This window comes from Lysobacter sp. SCRH-1R, from assembly GCF_057747855.1.
In genome coordinates this window covers 1,508,445-1,533,554 of record NZ_CM173227.1, presented here as the reverse complement: position 1 = coordinate 1,533,554, position 25,110 = coordinate 1,508,445, and the positions used below count along the sequence as shown (strand labels likewise).

At 65.5% G+C, this 25,110-nt stretch carries 24 protein-coding genes and 1 pseudogene; 8 read left to right on the top strand and 17 right to left on the bottom strand.

The window, feature by feature from the left end; genetic code table 11:
* Nucleotides 1–32: 32 nt before the first annotated feature.
* The 4 genes from AC3ANK_RS07060 to AC3ANK_RS07045 all read right to left on the bottom strand — a co-directional run bounded on the left by AC3ANK_RS07060 (nucleotide 33) and on the right by AC3ANK_RS07045 (nucleotide 5,101).
* Nucleotides 33–878, bottom strand: a complete 846-nt coding sequence (locus tag AC3ANK_RS07060; protein WP_484172539.1) for a hypothetical protein — start codon at nucleotides 876–878, stop codon at nucleotides 33–35.
* Nucleotides 879–899: 21 nt separating this feature from the next.
* On the bottom strand, nucleotides 900–2,321 hold the full coding sequence (locus tag AC3ANK_RS07055; RefSeq protein ID WP_484172538.1) for an HlyD family type I secretion periplasmic adaptor subunit: 1,422 nt from the start codon (nucleotides 2,319–2,321) through the stop codon (nucleotides 900–902).
* Complete coding sequence (locus AC3ANK_RS07050; RefSeq protein WP_484172856.1) at nucleotides 2,318–4,480, bottom strand: type I secretion system permease/ATPase; 2,163 nt, start codon at nucleotides 4,478–4,480, stop codon at nucleotides 2,318–2,320. The genes AC3ANK_RS07055 and AC3ANK_RS07050 overlap by 4 nt, the downstream gene beginning before the upstream one ends.
* 219 nt (nucleotides 4,481–4,699) lie before the next feature.
* Complete coding sequence (locus tag AC3ANK_RS07045) at nucleotides 4,700–5,101, bottom strand: hypothetical protein (protein ID WP_484172537.1); 402 nt, start codon at nucleotides 5,099–5,101, stop codon at nucleotides 4,700–4,702.
* A 221-nt stretch (nucleotides 5,102–5,322) separates the two neighbouring features.
* On the opposite strand from AC3ANK_RS07045, the gene AC3ANK_RS07040 reads away from it, so the two are divergent.
* On the top strand, nucleotides 5,323–6,006 hold the full coding sequence (locus AC3ANK_RS07040; protein ID WP_484172536.1) for a hypothetical protein: 684 nt from the start codon (nucleotides 5,323–5,325) through the stop codon (nucleotides 6,004–6,006).
* Nucleotides 6,007–6,082: 76 nt separating this feature from the next.
* Here the strand turns inward: AC3ANK_RS07040 and AC3ANK_RS07035 are convergent, their stop codons facing one another.
* Nucleotides 6,083–6,547, bottom strand: coding sequence for a hypothetical protein (locus tag AC3ANK_RS07035; RefSeq protein WP_484172535.1), 465 nt, complete (start codon nucleotides 6,545–6,547; stop codon nucleotides 6,083–6,085).
* Nucleotides 6,548–6,658: 111 nt separating this feature from the next.
* On the bottom strand, nucleotides 6,659–7,552 hold the full coding sequence (gene sigJ, locus AC3ANK_RS07030; RefSeq protein ID WP_484172534.1) for an RNA polymerase sigma factor SigJ: 894 nt from the start codon (nucleotides 7,550–7,552) through the stop codon (nucleotides 6,659–6,661).
* Nucleotides 7,553–7,764: 212 nt separating this feature from the next.
* Between sigJ and AC3ANK_RS07025 the strand changes: the two genes are divergently transcribed.
* Complete coding sequence (locus tag AC3ANK_RS07025) at nucleotides 7,765–8,292, top strand: carboxymuconolactone decarboxylase family protein (RefSeq protein WP_484172533.1); 528 nt, start codon at nucleotides 7,765–7,767, stop codon at nucleotides 8,290–8,292.
* 155 nt (nucleotides 8,293–8,447) lie between these two features.
* Here AC3ANK_RS07025 and AC3ANK_RS07020 read toward each other — a convergent pair whose 3' ends face one another.
* Nucleotides 8,448–9,935 carry a DUF1254 domain-containing protein gene (locus AC3ANK_RS07020; protein WP_484172532.1) on the bottom strand — a complete coding sequence of 496 codons (1,488 nt, stop codon included), beginning with the start codon at nucleotides 9,933–9,935 and terminating at the stop codon, nucleotides 8,448–8,450.
* Nucleotides 9,936–10,694: 759 nt separating this feature from the next.
* On the opposite strand from AC3ANK_RS07020, the pseudogene AC3ANK_RS07015 reads away from it, so the two are divergent.
* The 4 genes and pseudogenes from AC3ANK_RS07015 to AC3ANK_RS07000 all read left to right on the top strand — a co-directional run bounded on the left by AC3ANK_RS07015 (nucleotide 10,695) and on the right by AC3ANK_RS07000 (nucleotide 15,326).
* Nucleotides 10,695–12,763 (top strand): annotated as a pseudogene (locus AC3ANK_RS07015) (type VI secretion system Vgr family protein).
* Between the two features lie 25 nt (nucleotides 12,764–12,788).
* Entirely contained in the window at nucleotides 12,789–13,553 is a 765-nt protein-coding gene (locus AC3ANK_RS07010) for a hypothetical protein (protein WP_484172531.1), read from the top strand.
* A 60-nt stretch (nucleotides 13,554–13,613) separates the two neighbouring features.
* Entirely contained in the window at nucleotides 13,614–14,309 is a 696-nt protein-coding gene (locus tag AC3ANK_RS07005) for a PA3715 family protein (RefSeq protein WP_484172530.1), read from the top strand.
* A 792-nt stretch (nucleotides 14,310–15,101) separates the two neighbouring features.
* On the top strand, nucleotides 15,102–15,326 hold the full coding sequence (locus AC3ANK_RS07000) for a hypothetical protein (RefSeq protein ID WP_484172529.1): 225 nt from the start codon (nucleotides 15,102–15,104) through the stop codon (nucleotides 15,324–15,326).
* Nucleotides 15,327–15,370: 44 nt separating this feature from the next.
* On the opposite strand, the gene AC3ANK_RS06995 is transcribed toward AC3ANK_RS07000, so the two are convergent.
* Nucleotides 15,371–15,880, bottom strand: coding sequence for a DUF1579 domain-containing protein (locus AC3ANK_RS06995; protein WP_484172528.1), 510 nt, complete (start codon nucleotides 15,878–15,880; stop codon nucleotides 15,371–15,373).
* Between the two features lie 19 nt (nucleotides 15,881–15,899).
* Nucleotides 15,900–16,106: a hypothetical protein gene (locus AC3ANK_RS06990; RefSeq protein ID WP_206859111.1), complete on the bottom strand. Its 207-nt coding sequence runs from the start codon at nucleotides 16,104–16,106 to the stop codon at nucleotides 15,900–15,902.
* A 183-nt stretch (nucleotides 16,107–16,289) separates the two neighbouring features.
* Here AC3ANK_RS06990 and AC3ANK_RS06985 point away from each other — a divergent pair, with 183 nt between their 5' ends.
* Nucleotides 16,290–17,075 carry an NRDE family protein gene (locus AC3ANK_RS06985; protein ID WP_484172527.1) on the top strand — a complete coding sequence of 262 codons (786 nt, stop codon included), beginning with the start codon at nucleotides 16,290–16,292 and terminating at the stop codon, nucleotides 17,073–17,075.
* A 119-nt stretch (nucleotides 17,076–17,194) separates the two neighbouring features.
* A complete protein-coding gene (locus tag AC3ANK_RS06980) occupies nucleotides 17,195–18,112 on the top strand; it encodes a rhodanese-like domain-containing protein (RefSeq protein WP_206859114.1) in 918 nt (305 codons plus the stop codon).
* 6 nt (nucleotides 18,113–18,118) lie between these two features.
* On the opposite strand, the gene AC3ANK_RS06975 is transcribed toward AC3ANK_RS06980, so the two are convergent.
* The 8 genes from AC3ANK_RS06975 to AC3ANK_RS06940 form a co-directional block, all read right to left on the bottom strand.
* Nucleotides 18,119–18,541, bottom strand: a complete 423-nt coding sequence (locus tag AC3ANK_RS06975) for a hypothetical protein (RefSeq protein WP_484172526.1) — start codon at nucleotides 18,539–18,541, stop codon at nucleotides 18,119–18,121.
* Between the two features lie 73 nt (nucleotides 18,542–18,614).
* On the bottom strand, nucleotides 18,615–18,812 hold the full coding sequence (locus AC3ANK_RS06970; protein WP_206859115.1) for a PspC domain-containing protein: 198 nt from the start codon (nucleotides 18,810–18,812) through the stop codon (nucleotides 18,615–18,617).
* A 57-nt stretch (nucleotides 18,813–18,869) separates the two neighbouring features.
* Nucleotides 18,870–19,256 (bottom strand): YfeK family protein, encoded by a 387-nt coding sequence (locus tag AC3ANK_RS06965; RefSeq protein ID WP_206859117.1) that lies wholly within the window; start codon nucleotides 19,254–19,256, stop codon nucleotides 18,870–18,872.
* A 4-nt stretch (nucleotides 19,257–19,260) separates the two neighbouring features.
* Nucleotides 19,261–19,953, bottom strand: coding sequence for an SGNH/GDSL hydrolase family protein (locus AC3ANK_RS06960; RefSeq protein ID WP_484172525.1), 693 nt, complete (start codon nucleotides 19,951–19,953; stop codon nucleotides 19,261–19,263).
* 173 nt (nucleotides 19,954–20,126) lie between these two features.
* Nucleotides 20,127–21,218, bottom strand: a complete 1,092-nt coding sequence (locus AC3ANK_RS06955; protein WP_484172524.1) for a class III poly(R)-hydroxyalkanoic acid synthase subunit PhaC — start codon at nucleotides 21,216–21,218, stop codon at nucleotides 20,127–20,129.
* The gene (phaE, locus tag AC3ANK_RS06950; protein WP_484172523.1) at nucleotides 21,218–22,240 is read right to left on the bottom strand and encodes a class III poly(R)-hydroxyalkanoic acid synthase subunit PhaE; all 1,023 of its coding nucleotides are present in this window, start codon (nucleotides 22,238–22,240) and stop codon (nucleotides 21,218–21,220) included. Before phaE ends, AC3ANK_RS06955 begins: the two co-directional genes overlap by 1 nt.
* A gap of 71 nt (nucleotides 22,241–22,311) precedes the next feature.
* Entirely contained in the window at nucleotides 22,312–22,929 is a 618-nt protein-coding gene (locus AC3ANK_RS06945) for a CDP-alcohol phosphatidyltransferase family protein (RefSeq protein WP_206859122.1), read from the bottom strand.
* A 285-nt stretch (nucleotides 22,930–23,214) separates the two neighbouring features.
* Nucleotides 23,215–25,038, bottom strand: a complete 1,824-nt coding sequence (locus tag AC3ANK_RS06940; RefSeq protein ID WP_484172522.1) for a 3-hydroxybutyrate oligomer hydrolase family protein — start codon at nucleotides 25,036–25,038, stop codon at nucleotides 23,215–23,217.
* Between the last annotated feature and the right edge of the window lie 72 nt (nucleotides 25,039–25,110).

Here is a 25,110-nt window from a genome sequence, read left to right as displayed (position 1 = left end):
TGATTCGATGGGTGAAACGACTTCGACAAAGTTCACTGGGTGTCCGGCGACGCCCACGCGTAGTCATGCACCGTCCAGCGTGCGATGCCGGCACGAATGGCGCGATCCAGCTCGGCCGCCTGCCCGATCGGGACGGCCTGCTGCTTCGCCACTGGCGCGCGATAGAAGCGGTAGCGCAGCACCACGCCATCGCGTAGCGCATGGTTCACCGCGCACTCCTCCTGTAGCACGCGACCCACGCCGCACACGACGATAAGCGGCTTGCCGTCGGGCAATCCGTAGTGTTCGCGGCTGACCACGAAGACCGCCGCATCTCCACTCGCGTCGCGCTTTCCGCAACTGACGATGCCTTTACCGATAGGCGCACAACCCGCCTCTTTCCCGACGTAGGCGAGCAATGCCTCGTCGGAGCGTTGCAAGTACGAGGCGTTGGACGGATCGGCGCTCAGCGTGAGCGAAACCAGCGGCATTCCCGTCCACTCATCGTCGAGGAGGCTTTCCTGCCACGCCCACAGATCGAGCAGCTGCGCGGATGCCGGATGACCGCGGCACCCTTCTGGTGCCTCCGGCATCGGCGGCAATGGCGGTTGCGGGGCGCCACGATGCAGCGGGCTGCGCACCAGGGGTTGCGATGTGTGCGGCACCCCGATGACGAAATCGCCGAGAGACGCGTACACACGACCGTCTCCGCCGTCCGGGCAACGAGCAGGGTCCACGCTCACACGGGAGCGCGCCAGGGCCTGGGCGTGCTCCTGCTCGATGCGCCTGGAGGGATTGCGATCGTCTGGCGTGCATCCGACGACGATTGGCGCGGAGAACGCCAGTGCCACCAGCAGCCATCGATCGCTCCGCAAGCCGAACCACTTTCCGAACATCATCGTGCTCCCGTAGTACGTCGGTTATCTCTCGCGCAAGGCCTCGCTTCCGTGCTGCCGCAAGGGGCTGAGGAGGTAATCGATCACCCGTCGCTTGCCGGTCTTGATTTCAACGCTCAACGTCATGCCGGGCGTCAGCCCCACCTTCACGCCGCCGACGTTCAGCGTCGCCGTGGAAAGGGTCACCCGCGCCGGAAACACCAACCCCAGCTGCTCATCCTGCGCAGCATCGTGCGAAACGCTTGCCACGATGCCGGTGAGATAGCCGTAGCGGGTGTAAGGGAAACTCTCCACCTTCACTGTCACCGGCTGCCCGGGACGCACGAATCCGATGTCCTTGTTGAGCACCGTGGCTTCGATCTCCAACGTCTCCTCGTTCGGCACGACGACGAGCAAGGGCTGCGCCGGCGTCACCACGCCGCCCACCGTATGCACCGCGAGCTGCTGCACGGTGCCATTGACCGGTGCGCGCAGCGTCATCAGCTTGTCGCGCTGCCCGGTCCTGGCGACTTCAGGGGTCAACTGCGCTACCAGCGCGGTAGCCTCGCGCAGTTGATCCAGGGACTGCTGGCGCATGTCGGTGATGAGCACGCGCAGTTCTTCCTCTGCCGCGCTGAGCGCGGACCGTATCTCCTGCACGCGGTTGCGCTGCGTGGCGAGATCGCGTTCGCTGGCGATGCGCTCCTGCTCGCGCAGCAGGTACTCGTGGCGGCCGACGTATTTTCCTTCGACCAGCTTGCCGTAATCCTCCGCACGCGCCGTCGAGATGCGCGCCGATTCGGCCAGCGGCGCGATGGTCGCTTCGGTCGTGCGCAGTTCGGCGCGGCGTTGCGCGATGCTTGCCTGCAGGGCGTGGCGCCGGGCTTGGTAGGTATCGAACTGGCTGCGCACCAGGGACTGCTCGGCAGCGAGACGTTCCTGCGGAAGATCGTTCGCCGCGGAAAGCACGGGCTGGCGATTGCTGCCGAGCGATCCCGCCAGTGCATCCAGCCGCAGCACGGCGAGCCGTGCGTTCACCAGTGCCTCGTCCGCCCGTGCGTACTCCGCACCCGTCGCCGTCGCGTCCAGTTCGATGAGGACTTCGCCCCGCTTCACGCTCTGTCCGTCGCGCACCAGGATGCGTCGCACGACGCCCATCTCAGCGGGTTGGACGACCTTGCTGCGCGAATCGACCACGGTCCTGCCAGGCGCCACCGCGACGATGTCGAGTTGGCCCAGGCACGCCCACAACAACGCCACGCAGAAGAACGCGATGATGATGCGCATGGTCCAGCGCGCCGTGGGCGACACCGGCGTTTCGGTGAGCTCCAGGTGCGCCGGCAGGAATGCGCGTTCGTCCGCGCTGCGCTGCGGGGGATCGAGCTGGCCGCGAATGGCCCACGCCGACCGGAAGATCGCAACATAGCGGGCGATGAAATCGTGCAGGCCCTGAAGGACGTGCTTCATGCGATCCCCAATTGCAGGCGGTGGAGATTCGCGTAATGGCCGTCGGGTCGATCGACGAGCTCGGCATGGCTTCCGCTCTCGACGATGCGCCCCTTCTCCACCACCACGATGCGATGGGCGTGGCGCACGGTCGACAGACGGTGCGCAATGATCAGCACGGTGCGTCCCTCGCAGATGGCCCGCATGTTGTTCATGACGGCGTGCTCGGACTCGTAATCGAGGGCGCTGGTGGCCTCATCGAAGATCAGGATGCGAGGATCGGTGATGAGCGCCCGCGCGATGGCGATGCGCTGTCGCTGGCCGCCGGACAGTCCGGCGCCCTGCTCGCCCACCTTCGTGTCGTAACCTTCCGGCAGTTCGGTAATGAAGTCATGCGCACCCGCGAGCTTCGCAGCGTGGATGACACGCTCCAGCGGCATGCCCGGATCGCTGAGCGCGATGTTCTCGCGCACGCTGCGGTTGAACAGGAAGTTCTCCTGCAGCACCACGCCCAGCTGGCGTCGCAGCCATGCGGGGTCGGCCAATGCCAGGTCCTGGCCGTCGATCAGCACGCGTCCGCGTTCCGGCGTGTAGAGGCGCTGCACCAGTTTGGTCAACGTGCTCTTGCCGGATCCGGAGCGGCCGACGATGCCGATTACCTGCCCCGGCTTGATGTCCAGTTCGATGCTGGCGAGCACTTCAGGCGCATCGGGACGGTAGCGGAACGACACGCGTTCGAAGGTGACCTGCCCCTTGATCGGCGGCAACGCCATGCGGCTGCCGGGGATCTCGGAGCGCGTGTTGAGGATGTCACCGAGGCGCTCGACAGAGATGCCGACCTGCTGAAAGTCCTGCCACAGCTGCGCGAGGCGGATGATCGGGGCGGCCACCTGCCCGGCCAGCATGTTGAAGGCGATGAGCTGGCCGACCGAAAGCTTGCCTTCGATCACGAGCTTCGCGCCCCAGAACAGGATCGCCACGCTCGCCAGCTTCTGCACCAGCTGCACGCTCTGCTGGCCGATCGTGGCAATGCGCGTCACGCCGAAACCGGCGTTGACATAGCCGGCCAGCTGGCTGTCCCATGTGCGCGTCACGCGCGGGTCCACCGCCATCGCCTTGACCGTGCCGATGCCGCTGACGGTCTCGACCAGGAAGGACTGGTTGTCGGCGCCACGCGCGAACTTCTCGTTTAGCCGCTTGCGCAGGACGGGTGTAATGGCCGCGGATACCAGTGCGTACGCCGGGAGCGACAGCACGACGATCAACGTCAACCAGCCGCTGTAGTAGAACATTACCGCGAGAAAAACGACGGTAAAGAACAAGTCCAGCACCGAGGTGAGCGCCTGGCCGGTCAAGAAGCTGCGAATGCTCTCCAGCTCGCGCACGCGGGCGATGGTGTCGCCGACGCGGCGCGACTCGAAGTACGCCAGCGGCAGCGCCAGTACGTGGCGGAACAGGCGCGCACCAAGCTCGACGTCGATCTTGCTCGTGGTGTGGGAGAACACGTAGGTGCGCAGACCGGTCAGAACCACTTCGAAGATCGCCATGGACACCAGACCGACGGCGATGACATCCAGCGTTGTGAGGCCGCGATGCACCAGCACCTTGTCCATCACCACCTGGTAGAACAATGGCGTCACCAACGCGAACAGCTGGATGAAGAACGAGACGATGAAGACTTCCAGCAGCAGCTTGCGGTACTTCACCACGGCCGGGATGAACCAGCTGAAATCGAACTTCGCCAATTCGCCCAGCACTGAGGCGCGCGAGGCAACCTGCAACAGGCGTCCTGCATAGCGCGCCTCGAACTCGGCCCGCGGGATCGCCCGTGGCCGCTTCTCGACGAGGTCGTGAATGAGGATCTGGTCGCCGTTGACTTTTGCGACGACGAACGCATCGCCATTCGGCAAGAGCGCGAGTGCCGGCAGGTTCGCCGTTGCGATGCGCATGGCGGGCTGCGCGGTGACTTTCGCCTTCAGTCCGAGCTTCTTCGCAGCGAGCAGAAGCGTCGTTTCGTCGAACGCTTCACCATTGCGACCGAACTCATGCGCCAACTGTGCCGCGTCCGCCGCGATGCCATGAAACTGCGCCAGGAGAACGAGCCCCTGCAGTCCCAAGTCGTGATTTGACTTGCCCTCTCCGTCAACCACGACGGACAGCGCCGCACTCCCCTGTGCCATTCCCCGCATCCTTGCTTCTGGTCAGGACGTCACCCCGAACCGCGAGCATCGTCAGGGCGCCACACGCTGTCAAGTAGGGACCTGCCTGTTCGTGAAAGGGCCGCGATTCGCATTTCCATGACCAGGCGCACACTCCACAGCCCCCGTCTCCTCACGGAACAAGTCCTCTACCCGTGCCACCCTTCCTAGATGAGCGCTTTCGGCCAGAAGCGGACGTGGCTATCCACGTTCGCTCACTCTTCGTACGCGCTCCGCGAGCGTCGACTCATCGAGCGAGGAGGCAATGACAAACGTTGCCGGTACGACGGCCATGCTCCCGACTATGGCGTCCTCCCCGCGTTCCAGCGCCGGGCTTCCACAAATGGGGCAACTCTCGTCGGTGGTGAGTGGGGCTTCCTCAACTGGGTCCGCAAGGTCCGCCAACGCGTGCCAGACAGCACCGGATTCGACATGTCGTGCGACCCGCTGGGCAAAAGCATCGAATGCATCGACACTCCGGTAGTGCTTACGGTCCGGCGTGCACAACACGACGAGTCCATACGCGAAGTCGCCGAAGCTCGGGCAATCGAACGCGTGGCCGCACGCAGCACATTTCGTCTCGAACAGCGGAACTTCCGCCATTTCACGTTCTCCTGCCGCACGACCGCGATGTCCGCTAAGGGTCGAAAGCGGACATTAGCAGCCGCCGTCGCGTCCGTCCTGCCTGGATGTCCGCTATCGGCCAGAAGCGGATTCTGCTGTCATTCTGAAAGCTCATGCGACGCGGCCTCCTTCCTCTCGACCACTTGAAATTTTGCCCGGCATGCGGCCTGATCCGCGGGAACACACGGCAGGGACGGGGCATGGGAATGGATCGAGGTTGTGTCGTCGGAATCGCGCTGCTGCTGGCAATAAGCATCAACGCGTATGGGGAGGAGCCTCCATCGCGACAACCGCTTGGAAAGATCGTGTATGTGGAATCGCAGGACGAGTTCGCGGAGATCAACACGCAGGCCACGAAGGGCATGCTGCAACTGTTAAGGTCCTCGGATGAAGGCGTTCGCGACAAGGCCCTGCAACAGGCCATCGCGCGTCCCAACCACTATGCCCCCCCGGTTCTCTTCGAGATCTCCAAGGCTCTCTACGCGGACGACCAGCCGGAAGAAGCTACCTACTGGTATGTCCTTGCACGGGTTCGCGCGGTTAACGACAGTTCCATCCTGCTGGATGAAACGGCAAAGACTGGTCTGCTGGAGCTGGTGCAGGCATTCAACAAGGGCTTCTCAGCCTATGCGCCCCAGCATATGGACGTCGTGTGGACACAGATGAATCGCGCCGTGAATTGGGACCGCGCCAACCCGCCCGCCTACGATCGACGCTGGATGGCCCTGCACGGGATGCAGGCGATCCGGAGCGGTCTGGCCGCCAAGGAAGGCCGGTCGCGTGAGCGGGGGGACATCACGATCCCGCAGCAGCAATGGGCCGTATCGGATGAGGAAAACCGGGTAGACATGCTGCAAAAGATGAAGGCGCACATGCCTCGGTGAGCCAGCTGTGAGTTGATCACGTCCGCTTCGGCCGAAAGCGGGCATTAGCACGGCCGAAATCAGCGGGCTCCCATCATCACCAGTCGGGCGAGACGCCCGCTACCGAGCAAGCTTCGCGATACGTTTCAACGGCTTTCGGGTGCATCTTCCGCAGCTTGAATGGTTTCTCCACCACCGGAGAGGGCCCGATGTTTCCCCACTCTCCAATGCCAACGGTCAGCTTCGTCCCCTTGCTGCAATCAACATCCTCCACGCCGAACAGGCCAGTCCCCAGAACATTCGACAGAACGACGCGAACCGTGTGCTCGTCGATCCTGGCAGGTGTCGGACTGCCGTCTGGCAGCGTGCCGAACAGGATGTGGGAAATGATTGGGCTTTCGTCGAGCGGGATCCCGCCGAACTTCCCGTAGATCGGCTTTTCAATCGTGGCTGCCGTGCCGATCATCGGCAGACAAGCCGCCAGCAGGATCACAAATCGTTTTACCCGCATTCGCCTTCCCCTCATGTCGGCTTTGGGTCGGAAGCGGACATTACCAGCCATCGGCGCCTTCGTCCCGCCCGAACGTCCGCTTTCGGCCAAAAGCGGACATTGTCCCAAGCCGATCCGAGTCGTAGGTAACGTGACGGCGAACCATAGCGCGATAGCGATGGATCACTTCGGACCCAGAATCCGTGATGGCACGACGGGCGCGAGTTTTGCGAGCTTGCCCGGGTGACGTAGGGAGTGAATCGCGGTGATCTTCACCCCATCGGTATCAATCCACATTGCGCCCGTGACTACCCCCTGCTCGAGCCAGAGCACGGCCGGCAGGCCGTTGAGCGTGCCGACCTCGTATCGGGTAGCCGGCGGCAAGTGGCGCGCGATCTGGAGGTACAGGCGCGCCAAGCGATCGGCGCCGCGCAAGGGATGCAGCGAGGCGCGGACGATACCTCCGCCATCGCTGATGTGGACGGCGTCCTCAGCAAACAGTGCTCGCAAGGTTTCGAGTGATGGTCGCGCCATCGCGTCGATAAAGCGATTCAGCAGGCGGCTGTGTACCGCGGCGTCGACTTCGAAGCGCGGTCGGCCATCGCGTAGCCGAACCTTGGCGCGGTGGGCGCGTTGCCGGCAAGCATCGTCGGCAATGCCTAGAATCTTTGCGGCCTCACCATGGCTGTATTCGAAAACGTCATGCAGCAAAAAGGCCGCACGTTCATCGGGGCTCAGCCGCTCCAGCAGCAAAAGAAAAGTAAGGCTCAGGCTCTCGTCACGTTCGTGGACAAGTTCGGGCTGGTCGGACTCCGGCGCCAAGGGCTCCGGCAGCCATGGCCCCACGTAATGCTCCCTCTCCGCCTTCGCCCGCCTCAAGCGATCTAGCGATAGGCGGCTTGTCACAGTGATAAGCCATCCTTCGGGGTCTTCAAGCTCCTCCAGGTTATGGGCCTGAAGGCGGAGCCATGCATCGTGCAGAACGTCCTCGGCATCCCCAAGCGTCCCTAGCATCCGGTACGCAATGCCGAGCAGCCGAGCACGATGTCGTTGAAAGACGAGGGTGGACTGGTCCATGTAGTTCTCCTGCTCCTACGCAGGACGTAGCTGCGCTGCAAAGTGTGACCACCCCCCGCCTTGCGCGCCAAGCCCCATCTGAGGCGCGCCACTGGATCTTGGCGGAAAGCACGCTTAGGCACCTCCGATTCACATAGTTCGTTAAGGACAACCGACACCCGACGTCTGCTCGTGCGGCCCCTGAGCTGCCAGCCTGTCACGAATTGCGGGGCTTGGGCGTCCACAGGATTGATGAGCTGGCAACGGGCCAGCTCAGCAACCTCTTCAACAAGGACTTCCACACGATGAAACGCGCTAACTGGTTTACGGTTTCCCCCGAGGGTGCCAAGGCAATTGGGGCCCTGCACCACTTCGTCACGACGGGCACGGCCCTGCCGGCCAAACTGATCCACTTGGTGTTTTTGCGGGTCTCCCAGCTGAATGGGTGTGCCCACTGCATCGACATACATACACGTGATGTGATCAAGGAAGGGATGTCGGTGGAAACTGTCGTCCTTGTTCCGGTCTGGCACGAAGCTGCGTACCTGTTCTCGGAGCAGGAGCGGGCAGCCTTGGCGTGGGCCGAAGAAGTCACGCGCGTAAGCGAGACGCACGCCTCAGACGCGGCGTACGCTGCGGCCGCAGCGGCGTTCTCCGAGAAGGACTTAGTGGACCTGACGCTGACTATTGCGGCGATGAATGCGATCAACCGCTTGGGGATCAGCTTCCGATTGAAGCCTCGCGCGAAGGCAGACGCATAGCGCGATCTCTGGGGCGTCTGGCCGGATCCTGGCATTGGTCTTTCCGGTGCTGCGCCCATGATGTCCGCTATCGGCCAGAAGCGGACATCCAGCCTGTTCGCGCAAGTCATCAGGGAGGTCCGCTACGGGCCTCCCCGGGTTTACTACGAGCCTTGCTACGTGCGCTTTAGCGCCGGTGGCGCCCATGCACCTTCCATCACAGCGGCGCGTGGCGAATACAGGCGCAGCGTCGGCTGGATCGGGCCGGATGCCGGCGACGGCAACCAGTTGGACTCCTTGTCCGCGCCCGGCGATTGAGGCTGGATGTAAATGTCTAGCGATCCGTCGGCGTTGAACGTGAGCTTGTCGCGGCCCCCGATGGCGAAACGATCGATCGGGTTCGGCACCTGGAAGCCCTGCGCGTCGTACATGGTCAGCGACCAGAAGGCATCGGCCGGCGGCAACTGGCCCTTGTCAAAGTGCAGAACGTACTTGTTCGCGCCGTCCAGAGGATTGCCATCGCTGTCGACAAACGCCGACGGATAGATCGCATCCTCGGGCAGGTTGGCGCCCAAGCCCGCCAGCGCTACGGTGGCGCGTCGCAGATAGGAAGTGCCGTAGGCGCCCATGCCCTCGGTCGTCAGATTCCAGCCGTTGACGTGGGTGGCGCCGCCCCCGCGCTTGATGTTGGCTGTGATGTCGGCCAGCGCCGCCTTGGCGCCCTCGTTGATGAGTGCGGTGGTCTTATCGTTGAGCTTGCCGGCGTCCCAGTCGTGCCCGGGCGACAGCCCCATCGCGCGCATGCGGAAGAGGATCGGGTAGTCGTTGGCGTGCGGCGGATACTTCTTCAGCAGTTGCGCGAAGCGGTTGAAGAAATCGACGCCGCTCATCTGGTCCAGCGTCACCAGTGGCGGTGTCTTGTCGTCCACGCTGGAATCGACCGGCGACGTCGACGGCGGCACGTAGTCCTTGCCCCAACTCGCCAGCGGGGTCAACTTCAGGCCGTCCTGGACCTTGTGCACGTTCTCGTAGTCGGAAGGCCCGTTCGTCTGCGTGCGTCCCATCATCCAGATCGTCGACGTCGGCGCATGAATTCTCTCGACACCCTCCGGCAGCGTGCCGGTCCAGCCGGGCGGAACATAAGCGAAGTGTCCGGCTTTCGTGCCCGTGGTGCGCGCGCCCAAGGACGAGAACACGTCGGACCACATGTCCAGCGTCGGCACCAGGTAATAGCGGCCGTTGGTGTCCGGAACCGTGAGGATGACCGGCCCCTGGCTCAGATCGAGCCAGGCAAACGAGTACAGCGTGTCGAAGTTGAACCGCACCACGTCCTTGGCGTCGGCCTTCGGGTAGCTGCGGAAGTGCGCGAACTGGTTGATCGGCGCTCGCATCGACACCGCGGTCGCGTTTGGCACGTTGGTCGCCTGCCGCTGCGTGACGTCCATCAGCACCAGCGGGTAGGCGTAGGTGTAGACATCTTTGACTAGCGCGGCGGCTTTTTCGGGCGTCAACGTATCGAGAGCGGGTGCGGGCGCCGTGCTGGTCGATGCGGTCTGGGACGGTTCGGAGCTGCTTTCTGTGGCGGATGCCTGTTCGCGCGAGCAGGCGGCGATGGCCAGCGATAAGAGCGCGACGGAGATCGGACTGGTGACGGTCGAGCGCATGGCTTCCTCCCTGGATGGCCTCCAATGGTCATCGGGGGAAAGGTGAAGGCGCAGTGAGGACAGACGTCACCGACGACCGCTATGGGTCGAAAGCGGACATTAGCAGCCCGGCTGCCGGCCGTCCCAGCCGAATGTCCGCTATCGGCCAGAAGCGGACGTTAGCACCGCCGAGCCCGCTTCGATCGTCCGAACGTCCTCTGTGTCGCTTTGAATGCCGGATACGGGCACTTGGTCGGCCGGACGCTGTCCGCTATAGGACGGAAGAGGACACCTTAATGAAACCGCGGCTGCACAGCGAAGCGACGCGGGGCCAGGTGGTTAGGGATTCGCGGTAGGCTGCCACGACGACTAAGCCGCGCGATATAGTCATTGATACGCGTGGCCCTTAGATCCGCTAACTAATACCGGCCAACGTCACGCGCTGCCGAGTCTAGCTGAGTCCAACAACGTCCAGTATCAGCCGGCACTGTTTGGGGGCATAGTTGGGGGCATCCCGCGTACGCGATTAGCGCATACGGCACAGAACAAGCGACATCTGCTAGTGGTTCGAGTCCCACTTCCGCACCATAGAAAAAAGGTCAGGCCTCGCGGTCTGGCCTTTTTTGTTTTGTCCGGCCACTTGCCATCCTGGCACCGCCGAAGTGCCGCTCGCCGCAGGCACGCGCCACGGGCGTGAACCAACCCGCGACTTCTTCCGATTGCGATCGAGTACCTCGCATGGCTTAAAGGACATTCGCTTTCACTTCAGGGACAAGAAGTATGAAATCGGATGTAGCCTTCTCCTTCGCGTTGGGCGAAGGGCCGGCGCTGGATGTGGTCCGTTTCGAGCTGACGGAAGGTGTTTCGCAATCGTTCCGGCTGGAGCTGGATCTTTCCAGCATCGATGACGCGATCGATACGGCGGAATTGCTGGATCGCGAAGCGATGTTCACCGTCGAGCGCGACGGTGAGCCGGTGCGCACGGTGCACGGCATCTGCACCGCGTTCGAGCAGTGCGAGACCGGCTTCCGGCTGACCCGCTACAGGGCGGTCGTCGAATCACCGCTCGCGCGCCTGGCACTGCGCCACAACAGCCGCATCTTCCAGCAGGTCAATGCGCCGGAGATCCTGGAAACAATCCTGAAAGAGCATCGCTTTCAAGGGACGAAAACGACGTATCTCGGTCATCACGAACCTCGCGAGTACGCCACCCAGTACAGGGAACACGACGACCGCTTCGTTCATCGTCTCGCGACGGAAGAAGGCATCGTCTACTGGCACGACGCGGCAAACCAAAGCCGTCTCGTCCTGACCGATCGCATCGACACCGCGCCGACGCTCGACGGCGAGGTGCTGTACCAGCCCGCCCCGGGCGGCGATGCGCCCCAGCCGCACCTGTGGCACTTCGCGCACCGCCGCCAACTTGCGCCCACTCGCGTGACGCAGCGGGACGCGACATTTCACAACCCTCGGTATGACCTGCAGCACGAAGCGAGGCCCTGGAGCCACGACAAGGCCATCGGGGACTATGAGCACTACGACTATCCGGGCCGGTACAAGGCCGACGCCGCGGGCAAACCCTTTACGCGGACGAAGCTTTCCGGACTTCGTAACCTCGCCGAGCACGCCACCATCGAAGGCGACGACGCGCGGCTGTGGCCCGGTCTGGCGTTCGACCTGACCGGGCATCCTACCGAGGCCCTCAACGCTCTCTGGCGCGTGATCGCGATGCGTCACCGCGGCGAACAGGCCACGTTGCAGGAAGCCGACTCCGCCGACACCGCGCACGGCACCCGTTACAGCTTCGAAGCGACCGTGGTGCCCGCGCACTACGACTGGAAGCCCGAACCCGCGCCGCGGCCGTTCGTTGACGGCCCGCAGATCGCGCGCGTCGTCGGCCCACCCGGGGAAGAAATATTTCCTGACGAACATGCCCGCGTGAGAGTGCATCTTCCGTGGGACCGCGAGGGCACTGTGACGGGTCCGACACCTGTTGGGTTCGCGTTGCCCAGGGCTGGGCTGGACCGATGTACGGCTTCACGGCGATTCCGCGAATCGGCATGGAAGTGATCGTCAGCTACATGGAGGGCGACCCCGATCAACCGGTGGTCACGGGAACGGCCTACAACGCCGGGAACCGACCGCCGTATCGATTACCGCTGCATAAGACGCGAACGACGTTCAAAACCCAGACCCACAAGGGCAAGGGCTATAACGAACTGCGTTTCGAGGACGAAGCCGGCCAGGAAGAAATCTTCGTCCACGCGCAGAAGGACCAGAACATCGTCGTGGAGAACGACGAGACCACGCGCGTCGGCCACGATCGCAGCGAAGACGTTGGCAACGACGAGACCATCCAGATTGGCCACGACCGCAAGGAAACCGTCGGCAACGATGAAACCCTGAGCATCGGCCAGGACCGCCGCGAAACGCTGGGCCGCGATCACACGCTGGAGATCGGCCGAACGCGGCAGCTCACCATTGGCAAGGACCTGATCGAGGACGTCGGCAACGTCCGCATCGAGAAGACCGCCTCCGACCGCAAGGCCGAAACCGGCGGCCATTACGCGCACAAGATCGAAGGCCGCCACGACATCGAAGCCGGCGAGCGAATCACCCATCGCACGCGCGTGGTCGAACTGAAGGCGAGCGAGAGCCTGAGGATCTGCGGCCCCGGCGGCACGATCACCCTGGATGGCAGCGGCGTGACCATCGAGGGCCTCGAAATTTTCCTGAAAGGGCCGGTTCAACGGAACCCTGACGGCGCCGGCAACGATTCTTCGATCAGCGGGAACCCGGTTGAAGGCGTCCTCGGCCCGCTGGCCTATCTGACGCGCTACACGCACTGATGCCCGCCCTGGAAACGGAGATCCCATGAACACACCCGCGCAGAAGTCCGTCAAACCCGTCGCGCCCACATCGCGTATCGGCTACGTGTTCAAGGACAAGAGCGAAAAGGATTTCACCGATCCACTGAAAGCCTACGAAGGCCTGGCGCTCTCGCAGTGCGGAAACTATCCGCTTGGCGCCAACGGCGGCTTTCACGGCGGCATTCATTTCAGCGCAAACACGAAGGGGACGTTCTCGCAGGAAAAAGGCGTGCGTTGCATCGCCGACGGCGAAGTCGTGGCGTATCGCATCGACCGCCGCTATCCCGACGCCACGCCCGCCGATTCGACCGAGAAGCGGCCGAAAGATGGCAGTGCGCTACGGCCCTATTCCACCGGCTTCGTGCTGGTGCGCCATCGCCTGCAACCGCCGGTGCCGACGCTTCCGGCACCGCCGAAGGAATCGGCCATCACCTCCTTCGGCACGGATCTATGCGATCAGGCCGGGCGCCCGCAGGCGTGGCTACCGCAAGGCGCGACGCTGCGCCTCACCGGCAAGGTCAACCACAACCGCACCTGGGCGCAGGTGGATGGCATCAGAAGCTCTTTCCTCACGATACCTCCGACTTCGTCAAGACGCCGGATTTACTACTGGAAACCCCATACGCAACGCGCTCGGCGGTCTACTTCTGGGAGGGAAATTCTCTGCACCTTAAGGCCGATAACGGATCTTCAGAGCAGTCGTCAACTCAATAGCCGCGGTGGTCAATTTGAGGACAGACAGCTACGTCGCTCGGGCCAGGCATTTTGATCTGATATGGAAGGATGGGATGTTTAAATGAGGCTCTTGTGCGTGATGGTTCTTCTGCTCATGCCACTGATGGCGTACGCTCGCCCATGCCTGGAAGTGCGCCCTGATATCGAAAATGAGTACAAAATTGAGGTTCAAGATCGGTTTCCAGACTGGTCAAGGTCGGACTGCGAAGCGTCTGCAGATAACGCGGATATGGTGCTCGTCGCAGTTCCACTAACGAATCAGAATCATGAATTACTCGACCTTGAGATTGGAGCTTATGACAAGAGACGTAGTAAACGCATTGCTCGCCGTTTGGAACGAGGCGCGCTGGAAAGCGATGCCGTCTATGTAGACGGCCTTTCGCTGGACCGTGCCCGCTATACACTCAAGAAAGGACGTCGGGCTTTCGGAGTCCGTGTCCGATGGAGAGGATCTTCCAGCGCGAACCCTTTTTCCTACGAAACACTCAGCCTATTTGTGTTGACTGGTGGGACTCTTGCTCGTCCGCTGTCCGGCATGGTGGCCACATCACATGGCGGTGAATGGGACATGCAATGCGACGGTGAGTTCAGCACAGTCATGAGGTCCATTGCAGTCGTACCGAAGAAGGGGGATTGGGCCGAACTCGTGATTCGTGAGTTGAAAGTCGATGAGAAGTTCGAAGACAAGAGAGCAGGATGCGTCGCTGTTCGTTCTGAGCGAAAGTTCAAGAAGTATCGAGCGCGGTACGATGGAGGTGTGTACGCCTTGCCGACGGAGCTATCTCAGTAGAGCCCGGCTTCGTGCTGGTGCGCCATCGCCTGCAACCGCCGGTGCCGACGCTCCCGGCACCGCCGTAGGCTACTGGCCGAGTAACGTCAGACTGCACTCAGCCGCACTGGCGAATTACGGCGTGAACAGAAGAATGCCTGACGTCTGGAGCTCCCGGTGAGTCGAATCGCATCCGGTATATTGCTTCTGGCACGCATCGTTGGATGCAACGCACGAGATGACCGCTCTTCAGCTCACCGTGCAACACCGCCCCCCCCCTCGTGCGAACCTAAACAACGCGATCATTGGGCTGTACCTAACTCCAAGCGAGCTATGCACTTCGCCAGAATCCGGGAAACCGTGTTCAAAGTCGTTCGATGACTGCATGCGGATTGCCAAGGACGGCGAACGATTCATGGTTCAACTACATAGCGTGCAGGCAGATCAGCATACTGCACCTTCAGCGTTCATATGATCAGTCGCGACGGCTCACTGGCGTTTGAAAGCGAGCATGGGAATGTGATGGTCATGAAGGAAGATGGCGACATCAGGGTCATTTCGGACAGTGATCCAGCTGCGCTCGGCCTGGGGTTCTGCGGCGCTCATGCAGACATCGATGGGCTCACATTCCCCATCAACTCCAAGTTGGACGCTGACAGCTCGGACCGCTGCCCCTTCTGACGTGCCGGCACTACACGCACGACGACGCGACTTCCCTTCGCCCGCCATGCGGCGCCGATAATCGGCCGCAATCTCACCCCACGAGACGCACGCCTCCGATCATCGTCCACCGCCCCACCGGAACCGTGCACCATGCCGCACGAAACCTTCAGCGCCTACGACGATGACGGCAACAGGTACACGATCCACGTGCGTCGAACGTTGATCGAGGCGCGCGGTTCGGGTGAGCGGCGGGTCGTGGAAGGGATGCGTTCGTATCACCTGAGCGATGGCGCTGCCGTCGATCGCATCGATGCGGAGTCGTTCGCCATCGTTGCCAGCGGGATCGCCTTGCGCACCAGGTCGGTGGGCGGTTGATCCGATTCAGGGCGAACGGCGCGTCACCGTGAGACCTGGCGCAACTACAACCCCGCGTTCGCCACACGCCGGTACCGCACCTCCACCGCCTTCGCCGACTCGCCCTGCGGGGAGATGTTGGTCATCGTGATGATGAGCTGGTCCGGATCGGGCTGTTCGATTTCGGTGCGCCAGTCCCAGCGCGGGCCGCCTTTTCCGTCGCCGTAGCTGCCCAGCACGTTGAAGTGATCCGACGTGGCCGGGCCGGCGGAGAACATGATGCTGGTGCCGGTGCCGAAGCTTTCGACCCAGGCCGATTCGTAGGCGTTTTCGTCCAGGTGCAGGCCGTAGATGGCAACGCCTTCGATGGGATCGTCGCGATAACGCGTGCGGTATTCGTGGATCAGGAAGCGGCCGTCGAGGATGCCGCGGACGGTGCCGCGCTGCGGCGCTTCACAGGCGAGATGGTCGGGCTGGAACCAGAGCCGGAAAGTGCCTTCCCATTCGCCGATCATCTGCGCGAGTCGCCGATGCCCACCCTGCGCGATGGAAGCCTCGAACTGTTTCTTGCCCATGACGCCCTCCGGCGCGAGGTCAGGGCAGCAGCGTACCGAACACCACGCGCGAGCGCTCATCGTAGATGCGCAGCCACAGTGCCTGCCGGCTTTTTTCCGCGCACCGCTTTGCCTTCGGCAACACCGCGGCAAGCGCGGCTTCGGCGCTGGCGTAATCGGCGCAGGCTTCGGCGATCTGCTGGTGCAGAACGCCGCCGTCGTGGCGCGATAGTTCGACGCGGTACATCGGGGGCTTCCTCCCGGCTGGGGGAACGTCCGGATTGGACGGGCGGGGACAGGATTCATAGGCTGCCAAGCTTTCCCGGGCGCCGCAGTCAGCGGGGTCTGCGGCGCTTTGTAGGACTATCCCTACACTGACTCAGCCGGCTCAGCTGAACGCAACTTCCATTCCCCCTGCCAATACATCCGCATGTGCCTGATTGCCCTTTCGTGGAATACGCATCCCCGCTACCGGCTGGCGCTGATCGCCAACCGCGACGAAGCCCATGACCGGCCGGCCTCGCCCGCCGCCACGGACCCGGTCGACCCGGCGCTGTACGGCGGGCGCGACCTGCTTGCCGGCGGCAGCTGGCTGATGGTGTCCACGAGCGGGCGGCTGGCGGCCGTCACCAACGTCCGCGCCGGCGCGGCCGAAGGGCCGATGCCGCGCTCCCGCGGCGCGCTGGTGCGCGAGTTCGTGTCCGGGAACGGCCATGTCGGCGCCCTCGCCGGCCTCGCCCCGCAGGCCGCCGGCTTCGGCCGCTTCAACCTGCTCGCCTTCGACGGGACGCGGCTGGCGTTCGCGAGCAACCATCCGGGCTTCCGGACCTACGACGTGGCGCCCGGCCTTCATGCCATGTCGAACGGCGATTTCGATGCCCCCTGGCCCAAGAGCGGGCACGCGAGCCGGGCACTGGAGCGCTGGCTGGCGAGTCCCGCCGCGCTCGAAGGCCAGACCGGCGACGACGCCCTCGCCCCGCTGTTCGACGCCCTCGCCGACACCACGCCCGCGCCGGACGCGACGCTGCCCGACACCGGTGTCGGGCTGGACCTGGAACGCCTGCTGTCGCCGCCCTTCGTGCGCGGCGAGCGCTACGGCACGCGCTGCAGCTCCATCGTCCTGGTCGAGGACGCGCGGCTGACCTTCGTCGAACAAAGCTTCGGTCCGAACGGCCTGCGCCTGGGCCGGACGCGGACGAGCTTCGCCATCGGCTGAACGCGCACAAGTCCGCACCGGCGGCACGCAGCGATGCACGTCGCGCGCTACCCGGTGCCGGCGCGCGGGCCTACCATGGCGTCATCGCCCGCGCGCGCCATGGGTTCGCACGCACCCCCGTGGACACCCTCCTCCACCTCATCGCCGTCTACGGCCTGCTCGTCGTCTTCGTCAGCGTATTGCTGGACCAGGGCGGCATCCCCGTGCCGGCGTACCCGCCGATCATCCTCACGGCCGCGCTGGCGACCGACCAGGGCAAGAGCCTGTGGCCGATCGTCGCCGTCGCGGCGCTCGCCGCGATCATCGCCGACTGGCTCTGGTACGTCGGCGGACGGCGGCTCGGCGCGAAACTGCTGCGGCTGATGTGCCGGCTTTCGCTGTCGCCGGATTCGTGCGTGCTGATGACCCGCGGCATCTACGGCCGATGGGGCCCGCCGTCGCTCATCGTCGCCAAGTTCATCCCGGGATTCGCCGCCGTCGCGACGACGCTCGCCGGCGAAACCGGCACGCGGCCGGGCCGTTTCCTGCTGTTCGACGGGATCGGCGCCGTGCTCTGGGCCGGTGTCGCGGTGGCGCTGGGCGCGATCTTCCATGAAGCGGTGAACGGGGTGCTCGACGGGCTCGAAACGCTCGGCCGCATGACCATCCCCGTGGTGCTGGCGCTGATCGCCGCCTTCGTGCTGTGGAAGCTGTGGCGCCGGCGCATGTTCCAGCGCCAGCTGCGCATGGCGCGGATCACGCCGGGCGAGCTGCGCCAGCTCATGGACGGCGAATCGCCGCCGCTGATCCTCGACGTGCGCCCCGCGCCGCAGCGCGCGCTCACCGGCTGGATACCGGGCTCGGTGTTCGTGCAGACCGTCCCGGAAGCCGTGCTGATGCCGCGCGAGGAAGTGATCGTCTACTGCGACTGCCCGAACGAAGCGTCCGCAGCAGTGCTGGCGCGCGCGCTCAACAAGCGCGGCTTCAAGCGCGTGCGTCCGCTCGCCGGCGGATTCGATGCGTGGAAGAACGACGGGCACCTCGTGTCGTTCGAATGACGCCTGTCACGCCGACCACGGCCACCAGCCGCGCCCCGTGCTCGCGTAGCGGTCGGCCGCCCGCTCGAAGCGGTTGCGCACGCTGATCCCGCCGGACAGCAGGTACAGCGGCAGGAACAGCGGCCCGAGCGCGAGGTACTGGTAGACGTGCGCGCGTTCGTGGTCGGCCAGCACGATCGGCGCCTCCTCGGCGTGGCCGGCGCGATGCGCGTAGGTGACGCACGCCGAATCCAGATCCTCGCCCGTGTGCAGGATCACGTTGCCGAACGTGATCGCGCCGCCCGGCCCCCACGGCCAGCGATGGAACACCAGCGCCATCTCGCGCTGCCGCCAGTGCGCGTGCGCGCCGAACACCAGCCCGACCGCGCCGAGCAGCAGGCCAAGCAAGGTGTTCGGCAGCGTCCAGACCGCGCCGAGCGCGATCGCCATTCGTCGGACCATCGGGCTTGGCGGCATCGGCATGCGCGAAGCCTAGCGCATCGCGATGCGCGACTTCGCCGCGTCAATCGCCCTCGGGGATCAGCAGCCACAGGATCAGGTACACCAGGATCCCGGGGAACGCGGCCGAGGCGATCGACCCCAGCACGTACAGCACGCGCAGCAGGGTGGAATTCCAGCCGAAGCGCCGGGCGATGCCGCCCAGGACGCCGGCGACCATGCGGTCGTGGCGGGAACGGGAAAGCGTGCGGGTGGCGTTCATGGCGCGTGCTCGGACCAAGGCGTGGACTGCCGACGCGCGCGAGTCTAGCGCCGGCGGTCAGGGCGTCGTGTGACGGAGCGTCGACAACCGGGCGCCGAGCCACTGCGCCGACGGCACGACCGGCTGCCCGGGGCACCGCACCGAATACGCCTTGCCGCTCATGCTGCTGCTCGTGGCCGCGCGCTCGATGAACTGCTCGGCGCTGGCGACCAGGTCGCGCCGACGCAGGTAGTCGTACTTGCGCCGCAGGTGTTCCTGCGCCTTCGCGGGCGGATACCACGTGCCGTTGCGCTGGAACTCGCAGCCCGACTTTCCGAGCGCATCGATCAGTTGCTCGATCTCGCGCTGCGCCTGCGGCGGCGGTTCGGCGAAGGCCGCCGGTGCCGCAACCAGGCCGACGCACGCGCCGACCACGACTGACCGGATGGCACGCCGCACGCTCATGCGCCTACTTCACCGCCGCCAGCCACGGCCGCACGACGCCAGCCCAGATCGCGTAACCGCTGGCGTTCATGTGCAGGCGATCGGCCACGAACAACTCCTCGCGCGGCTGGCCCTGCGCATCGAGCATGGGCAGGAATACGTCGAGGTAATCCACGCCCGGAGCCTGCTCGGCGTACTCGCGCACGAGCGCGTTGGCTTCGCGCATCTGCGGCAGCAGTGCGACGCGCGATGGGCTGGGCTTGATCGACACGAAACCGATCGGCGTTTCCGGCATCGTCTCGCGCACCTTCTCGACGAACGCGACGAAGTCGTCGCGCACCTGCTGCGGCGTGCGGCCTTCGAACAGATCGTTGTCGCCGGCGTAGAACACGATCGCGCCGGGCTGGTACGGCACGACGATGCGATCGGCGTAGTAGGTCGAATCGCGCACGCGCGAGCCGCCGAAACCGCGGTTGATCGTCGCCATCCCGGGGAAGTCCCCGGCCATCGAATCCCACAACCGGATCGACGAGGAGCCCACGAACAGCACCGCGCCGGGCATGCGCCGCACCACGCTGTCGGCCTGCTCGAACGCGACGATGTCGGGCTCCCACTTCGCGGAATCGCTGACGACGGCGGCCGGCGCATCCGGTGCGGCGGGATGGGAGGCGCAGGCGCCGAGCAGCGCCAGGCAGGCGATGAGGAGGATTCGGGTCACGGTCGCTTCCTTCTGGATCGCGCCGAGTGTGCCATGCGGTGCGTGGATGTCGCGAGGTCGCGTGCGCGGATGGGATGTTCGTCACGCCGAACGCTCGAACCGTCATTCCGGCGAACCCGGGGTGGCAACCGGATACCGCGAACCCGGTCCTTCGCGCTCAGGACGGACGAGCGCTAGCGGGCCCGCTGCGCCAGCCAATCGTGGATCGCCTGCGGCACCTCGCGCTGCGCGCGGCTGGACACGTAGATGCCGATGTGCCCGCCACGGAACGACAGTTCGCTGTAGTCGTCGCTCCCGGTGAGCCCCGCGAGCGCCTTCGACGACGCAGGCGGCACGAGGTGGTCCTGTTCGGCGTAGATGTTCAGGATCGGCATGTCGATGCTGCGCAGGTCCACCGCGCGGTCGCCGATCTCGATGCCGCCCTCGATGAAGCCGTTGCCCTGGTAGAACTGCTTCACGAACTGGCGGAACGCCTCGCCGGCCTGGTCGGGCGAATCGAAGATCCATTTCTCCATGCGCAGGAAATCCTCCAGCGCTTTCGGATCGTCCAGCACGTCCACCATGCCCACGTATTTCTGCACGAACAGCCGCCACGGCTTGAGCGTCAGGTAGCACCAGTTCATGACGTCCGCCGGCACGTTGCCGAGCGTATCGACGAACAGGTCCACGTCGAGTCCGCGCGTCCAGTTGCCGAGCATGTTGTCGCTGGTGTGGAAATCCACCGGCGTCACCATCGTGACGAGGTTCCGCACCTTGCGCGGGTTCAGCGCCGCGAAGCACAGCGAGAACGCGCCGCCCTGGCAGATGCCGAGCACGTTGACCGCATCCATTCGGTATTCGCGACGAAGATGGTCCACCGCGCCGCCGATGTAACGCTGGATGTAGTCCTCCAGTTCGAGGTAACGGTCGGAACGGTCGGGATAGCCCCAGTCGAGCACGTACACGTCCTCGCCGCGTTCCAGCAGGCCGCGCACGATCGACTTGTCGTCCTGCAGGTCGACCATGTAGGGGCGATTGACCAGTGCGTAGACGATCAGCAGCGGCACGCGCGCGGTCGGCGCGCGTCCGTGGGGCAGCGTGTTGCCGCGGAAGCGGTACAGCACGACCTTGCCGTCGCGCCAGACTTCCTCGCGCGCGGTCGCGCCGTAGTCGACGTCGTGCACCTGGTGCAGCGTGTCGAGCCCGGCGCGCAACTTGGCCTGCAGGCGCAGCGATTCCTGCGCGAGCGAATCGGGCGTGAAGCCCAGCGGTCCGAAGGCGTCCATCAGCGCGCCCTCCCCGGCTTGCGGGGCGATGCCGGTTTCGCGGGTTTCGCCGTCGATTTCGTTGCGGCTTTCTTCGTCGCGGCCTTCTTCGTTCCCGCTGGCGGCGACGCTTCCCGCACGTGCGTTTCGCGCGACTCCGGCCGCGACAACCCATCCAGCGCATCGCGAAGCCGCCGCAGTTCGCGTTCGAGCGCCACGATCTTGCGATGCGCCGCATCCACTTCCGTGCGCGTCGGCATGCCGAACTGCGTGCTGATCTGTTCCACTTCCTTCTGCATGCGCCCGCGCAGCGTCATCTGCGCGTTGACCAGCGCGGCGTAGGCATCGCGGAAGCGCGGCGACAGCGCGATCTCGGCGTAGCTTTCCTCCGCCGCATCGATCCACAGGTCGAACAGCGCGCGCACCGAATCGAGTTGCTTGCCGGGCGCGCTGCGTTCCTCCAGCTTGCGTTCGAAGCGCGCGAACGCGTCCTGCCCGGCTTCGGCCAGCAACGCCTGGTAGGCCTGGCTCTGCTCCTGCAGGTCGAGTTGCGCCTGCGCGAGCTGCTGCCAGCGTTCCTGGTGTTCGCGCGCGAAACCGAACGCGGGCAGGTCCAGCCACGAGCGTCCTTCGCGCTGCATCGATTGCAGCCAAGGCGCGAAGGTTTCGAACCATTTCGACGGATCGGTCTGCGCGCTGCCGGGCATGTTCGCGAACACCTGCGCGAACGGATTCGCGCCCTCGCCGCCCAGCGCCTGCTTCCACGCCGATGCGATGTCGCCGGCGCTGGCGGGCCGCCCGGCGAACTGCGCCGCCAGCTGCTGCATCTGCCCGAACCAGCCCTGCGCCTGCGCATTGAAGCGCGACACCGCCTCATCGCCCTGCGGCATGCCGCTGCGCGCGAGCTGCGACCACCAGTCCACCGCTTCGTTCCAGCCCGGCATGGCCGGAGCCGCCGGCTGCGTCGCGCGCAGCGCATCACCCCAGGCGTTCCAGTACCGCCGGTTCCACGCTTCGAAGTCGTCCACGCCCTGCATCGCCATCGCCACCGTCGGGGAAGGCGGTCATGGTACCAACGCGGTGTTTCGCCGCCGCGACGAGGCGGCGGCCGGATTCAGGGCTTGGGGATGCGCAGCGTCTTGCTGATCATCAGCGAGCCGGAAAGCGCGAACATCAGCACCAGCGGATGGAACTGCCACGGCCCCAGCTGCACCATGCCCAGCCACAGGTTCGCGCCGATGGCGCCCTGCGAGGCGGCGATCGCCAGCACGATCACCAGCACCAGGCTCGTCGGGATCGGCGTGCCTTCGAAATACTTCACCTTGTCGTCGCCGCCCGAGAGCGCTTCGGCGGTGACGTTGTAGCGCGCCAGTCGGCTCACGCCACAGCCGACGAAGTAGCTCAGCACGATCCAGTCCCATCCGCCCTGCAGGCCGCAGGCGTAGGCCAGCGCGGCGGGCGCCACGCCGAAGGAGATGACGTCGGCCAGCGAATCCAGTTCGCGTCCCAGCGTGGAGGCCGACTTGCGCCAGCGGGCGACGCGGCCGTCGAGCGCGTCGAAGACGAAGGCCAGCGGGATCAGCGCCATGCCGATGAGCAGATCGCGCACCACGCCGTCCTGCAGGAAGCGCATCGCCGCGAAGATCGCGCCGGTGCCGCAGAAGGCGTTGGCCAGCGTGAACCAGTCGGCGAGGTGGAACTCGCGCAGCATCGAGAAATGGCGACGCGTCATGCGGCGCTCCGTGTCCGGGAAGACCGCCAGCGTGCCAAAAGGGGTGTGAAGCCAGCAAGAGGTGGCTCTGGAACGCCTCCAGCTTTCGCTGGAATGACGGAGGGAGAGCTGGCTGTGAGCGCGCGGACGGCGTGACATCCTGGATCCCGCCCTTCGTCGGTATGACCAGGTATTTTTTTCTCCAAACGCTGCGCGCGTGGACCGTACCGCGCCGCCATCCCCAGCCTTTGTAGCCCGGGCAAGCGAAGCGCACCCGGGGCAGCGCGATGGAGCGTGCAGTGCGTCTTACCTCGGCATCCGCAGATCCGAAGCCCGCAACGCCTTCCCCGCCCCACGCGGCGTCGTTTCGATCACCGCATCCGCCGGCAGCGGCGCCGCGCCGTCCAGGTGCGCGCTCACCCGGTCCAGCGCCTCGTACACGTACGGCAGCAGCGGCAGGTAGCGCGCACCGTACCCGGGCAATCCCAGGAACGCATCGAAATGCTGCGCGTTGCGCACCTGCCAGTAACGCACGTCGCGACCCGCCGCCTGCGCGGCACGTACGTACGGCGCGCTGCTGAAGGCCGGCGGGATCAGGCCATCGTCCGTGCCGTGGATCACCACCACCGGCAATCCCGCGCGCGGGAGTCCGGCGCGCGTCTTCGCCACGCCCTGCTTCACGCGCGTCGCATCGGCCTCCCCGCCGGTCCACAACGCGCGCAGGCAATGCAGCGTGGTGAGTGGCGCGGTGGGGTTCTCCTCGACGATGTGGACGCCGGCACCCGGCGGGATGCCGCTCGCATCCGACCACCACGCCGCGCGCTCGGCGGCAGTGGCGGCACGCGGCGCGAAGTCCGGACCCAGCGCGGAATACCGGTTTCCGCACGGCATCTCGCCGACACCGTAGCGCCCGTACGCCGAGGCATACGCCACCGCGACCGCGCGCCACAGATCGAAGCCGACCGACAGCGCACCGGCGCGCAGCGACGCGTCGGTCCAGCCGGACGCCTTCATCGCCTCGTACGCGTAGCGCGCCTGCGCCGCTGTATCGGCGCCCCCGATCACGCCCGTGGCCTGCAGCGCGGCGCAGCGCTGCGTCCACGCCGGCACCGACTGCGCCGCGAGCGGCGGCTGCGGCAGGCCCTGCAGGTGCAGCAGCGCGCATGGCATGAGCAGCGCCGCTTCGGTCGTGTAGTCGTACAGCGGACGCGCACCTTCGACGAACACGTTCGGCTCGCCCGCGACGACGGCGTCGAGCCAGTCGCCCTCCAGTTCCGCCGCGCGCAGCACCGCGCCACCGCCGTTGGAAATGCCGGCGGCGATCACCCGCGTGTTGTCGAAGGTGAAAGGCGCGGCGTCCGGGAACGCCGCGTCCAGCGATCGCAGCGCGAACCGCGCCGCCTGCTTCACGTGCAGGCCCCAGTCCGCTTCGGGGTTGTCCTTCGAATGCGCGTGTTTGAACGCCACGCCCGGGGCGGCGGTCGTCGCCGGATCGAAGGCCAGGCCATCGCCGCGCGCACCGATCGTGCCGTCCGCGCGCACGCCCTGACCCGCGTCGAGGTCGACGTAATCCGTTCCCGCGCCCTTGTCCGTGTAGGCGACGGCGCATCCGTTCGGCAGCCCCCACGCGCCGGCGACGGCGATCGACCCGTAGATGCCGCGCGAGCCCGACGCCGCCGTCACGACCACGCAACGACGCGCCACGTCGAACGTATCGGGCACCTGCACCAGCACGCGATGCGGCTCGCGCGCGCCGGGCACGGTGGCGAAGGCGCTGAATTCACGACCGGGCACCGACTCCACGCGTCCGTACACGTCGCCGTAACCACCACCCGGCGCGAGATCGGCGATGCCGCGCCAGTTGCTCCACAGCGCACGGCGGCGCAGTTCGGCGGGCGTGGGACGTTCCGCATCGGCGAAGGCCGGCGGCGTCATCGCGCGCAAGCCGGCCAGGCCGAGGCCGCCGGTGAGCAGGTCGTCGTCGCCGCGATGTTCGGTCGTGCGCGCTTGCAGGAACACCGGCGCGGCCTCCGTCGCGGTGCGTGGATTCCGGGTGGCGCAGGCGGCCAGCGCGAGCGCGGCGCCTGACACGGTGAGGACGATCGCGATGCGGACAGGCGTCAGGTTCATGCGCCGAGCCTAGCAATCCCGTCCGCGGCGCCCATCGTACTTTCGTACCAGCGCGCCGCCGGAGGCCGTGGC

Excerpts from the sequence above, each read along its gene's own strand:
- AC3ANK_RS07000 (WP_484172529.1), top strand. The coding sequence starts at position 15,102 with ATGCCGCACGAAACCTTCAGCGCCTACGACGATGACGGCAACAGGTAC.
- AC3ANK_RS06955 (WP_484172524.1), bottom strand. The coding sequence starts at position 21,218 with ATGGACGCCTTCGGACCGCTGGGCTTCACGCCCGATTCGCTCGCGCAG.
- AC3ANK_RS07035 (WP_484172535.1), bottom strand. The coding sequence starts at position 6,547 with ATGGCTGGTAATGTCCGCTTCCGACCCAAAGCCGACATGAGGGGAAGG.
- AC3ANK_RS07005 (WP_484172530.1), top strand. The coding sequence starts at position 13,614 with ATGCCACTGATGGCGTACGCTCGCCCATGCCTGGAAGTGCGCCCTGAT.
- AC3ANK_RS07060 (WP_484172539.1), bottom strand. The coding sequence starts at position 878 with ATGATGTTCGGAAAGTGGTTCGGCTTGCGGAGCGATCGATGGCTGCTG.
- phaE (WP_484172523.1), bottom strand. The coding sequence starts at position 22,240 with ATGGCGATGCAGGGCGTGGACGACTTCGAAGCGTGGAACCGGCGGTAC.
- AC3ANK_RS06995 (WP_484172528.1), bottom strand. The coding sequence starts at position 15,880 with ATGGGCAAGAAACAGTTCGAGGCTTCCATCGCGCAGGGTGGGCATCGG.
- AC3ANK_RS06985 (WP_484172527.1), top strand. The coding sequence starts at position 16,290 with ATGTGCCTGATTGCCCTTTCGTGGAATACGCATCCCCGCTACCGGCTG.
- AC3ANK_RS07055 (WP_484172538.1), bottom strand. The coding sequence starts at position 2,321 with ATGAAGCACGTCCTTCAGGGCCTGCACGATTTCATCGCCCGCTATGTT.
- AC3ANK_RS07045 (WP_484172537.1), bottom strand. The coding sequence starts at position 5,101 with ATGGCGGAAGTTCCGCTGTTCGAGACGAAATGTGCTGCGTGCGGCCAC.
- AC3ANK_RS07010 (WP_484172531.1), top strand. The coding sequence starts at position 12,789 with ATGAACACACCCGCGCAGAAGTCCGTCAAACCCGTCGCGCCCACATCG.
- AC3ANK_RS07040 (WP_484172536.1), top strand. The coding sequence starts at position 5,323 with ATGGGAATGGATCGAGGTTGTGTCGTCGGAATCGCGCTGCTGCTGGCA.
- AC3ANK_RS06940 (WP_484172522.1), bottom strand. The coding sequence starts at position 25,038 with ATGAACCTGACGCCTGTCCGCATCGCGATCGTCCTCACCGTGTCAGGC.
- AC3ANK_RS06990 (WP_206859111.1), bottom strand. The coding sequence starts at position 16,106 with ATGTACCGCGTCGAACTATCGCGCCACGACGGCGGCGTTCTGCACCAG.
- AC3ANK_RS06970 (WP_206859115.1), bottom strand. The coding sequence starts at position 18,812 with ATGAACGCCACCCGCACGCTTTCCCGTTCCCGCCACGACCGCATGGTC.
- AC3ANK_RS07050 (WP_484172856.1), bottom strand. The coding sequence starts at position 4,480 with ATGGCACAGGGGAGTGCGGCGCTGTCCGTCGTGGTTGACGGAGAGGGC.
- AC3ANK_RS07020 (WP_484172532.1), bottom strand. The coding sequence starts at position 9,935 with ATGCGCTCGACCGTCACCAGTCCGATCTCCGTCGCGCTCTTATCGCTG.
- AC3ANK_RS06965 (WP_206859117.1), bottom strand. The coding sequence starts at position 19,256 with ATGAGCGTGCGGCGTGCCATCCGGTCAGTCGTGGTCGGCGCGTGCGTC.
- AC3ANK_RS06945 (WP_206859122.1), bottom strand. The coding sequence starts at position 22,929 with ATGACGCGTCGCCATTTCTCGATGCTGCGCGAGTTCCACCTCGCCGAC.
- sigJ (WP_484172534.1), bottom strand. The coding sequence starts at position 7,552 with ATGGACCAGTCCACCCTCGTCTTTCAACGACATCGTGCTCGGCTGCTC.
- AC3ANK_RS06975 (WP_484172526.1), bottom strand. The coding sequence starts at position 18,541 with ATGGCGATCGCGCTCGGCGCGGTCTGGACGCTGCCGAACACCTTGCTT.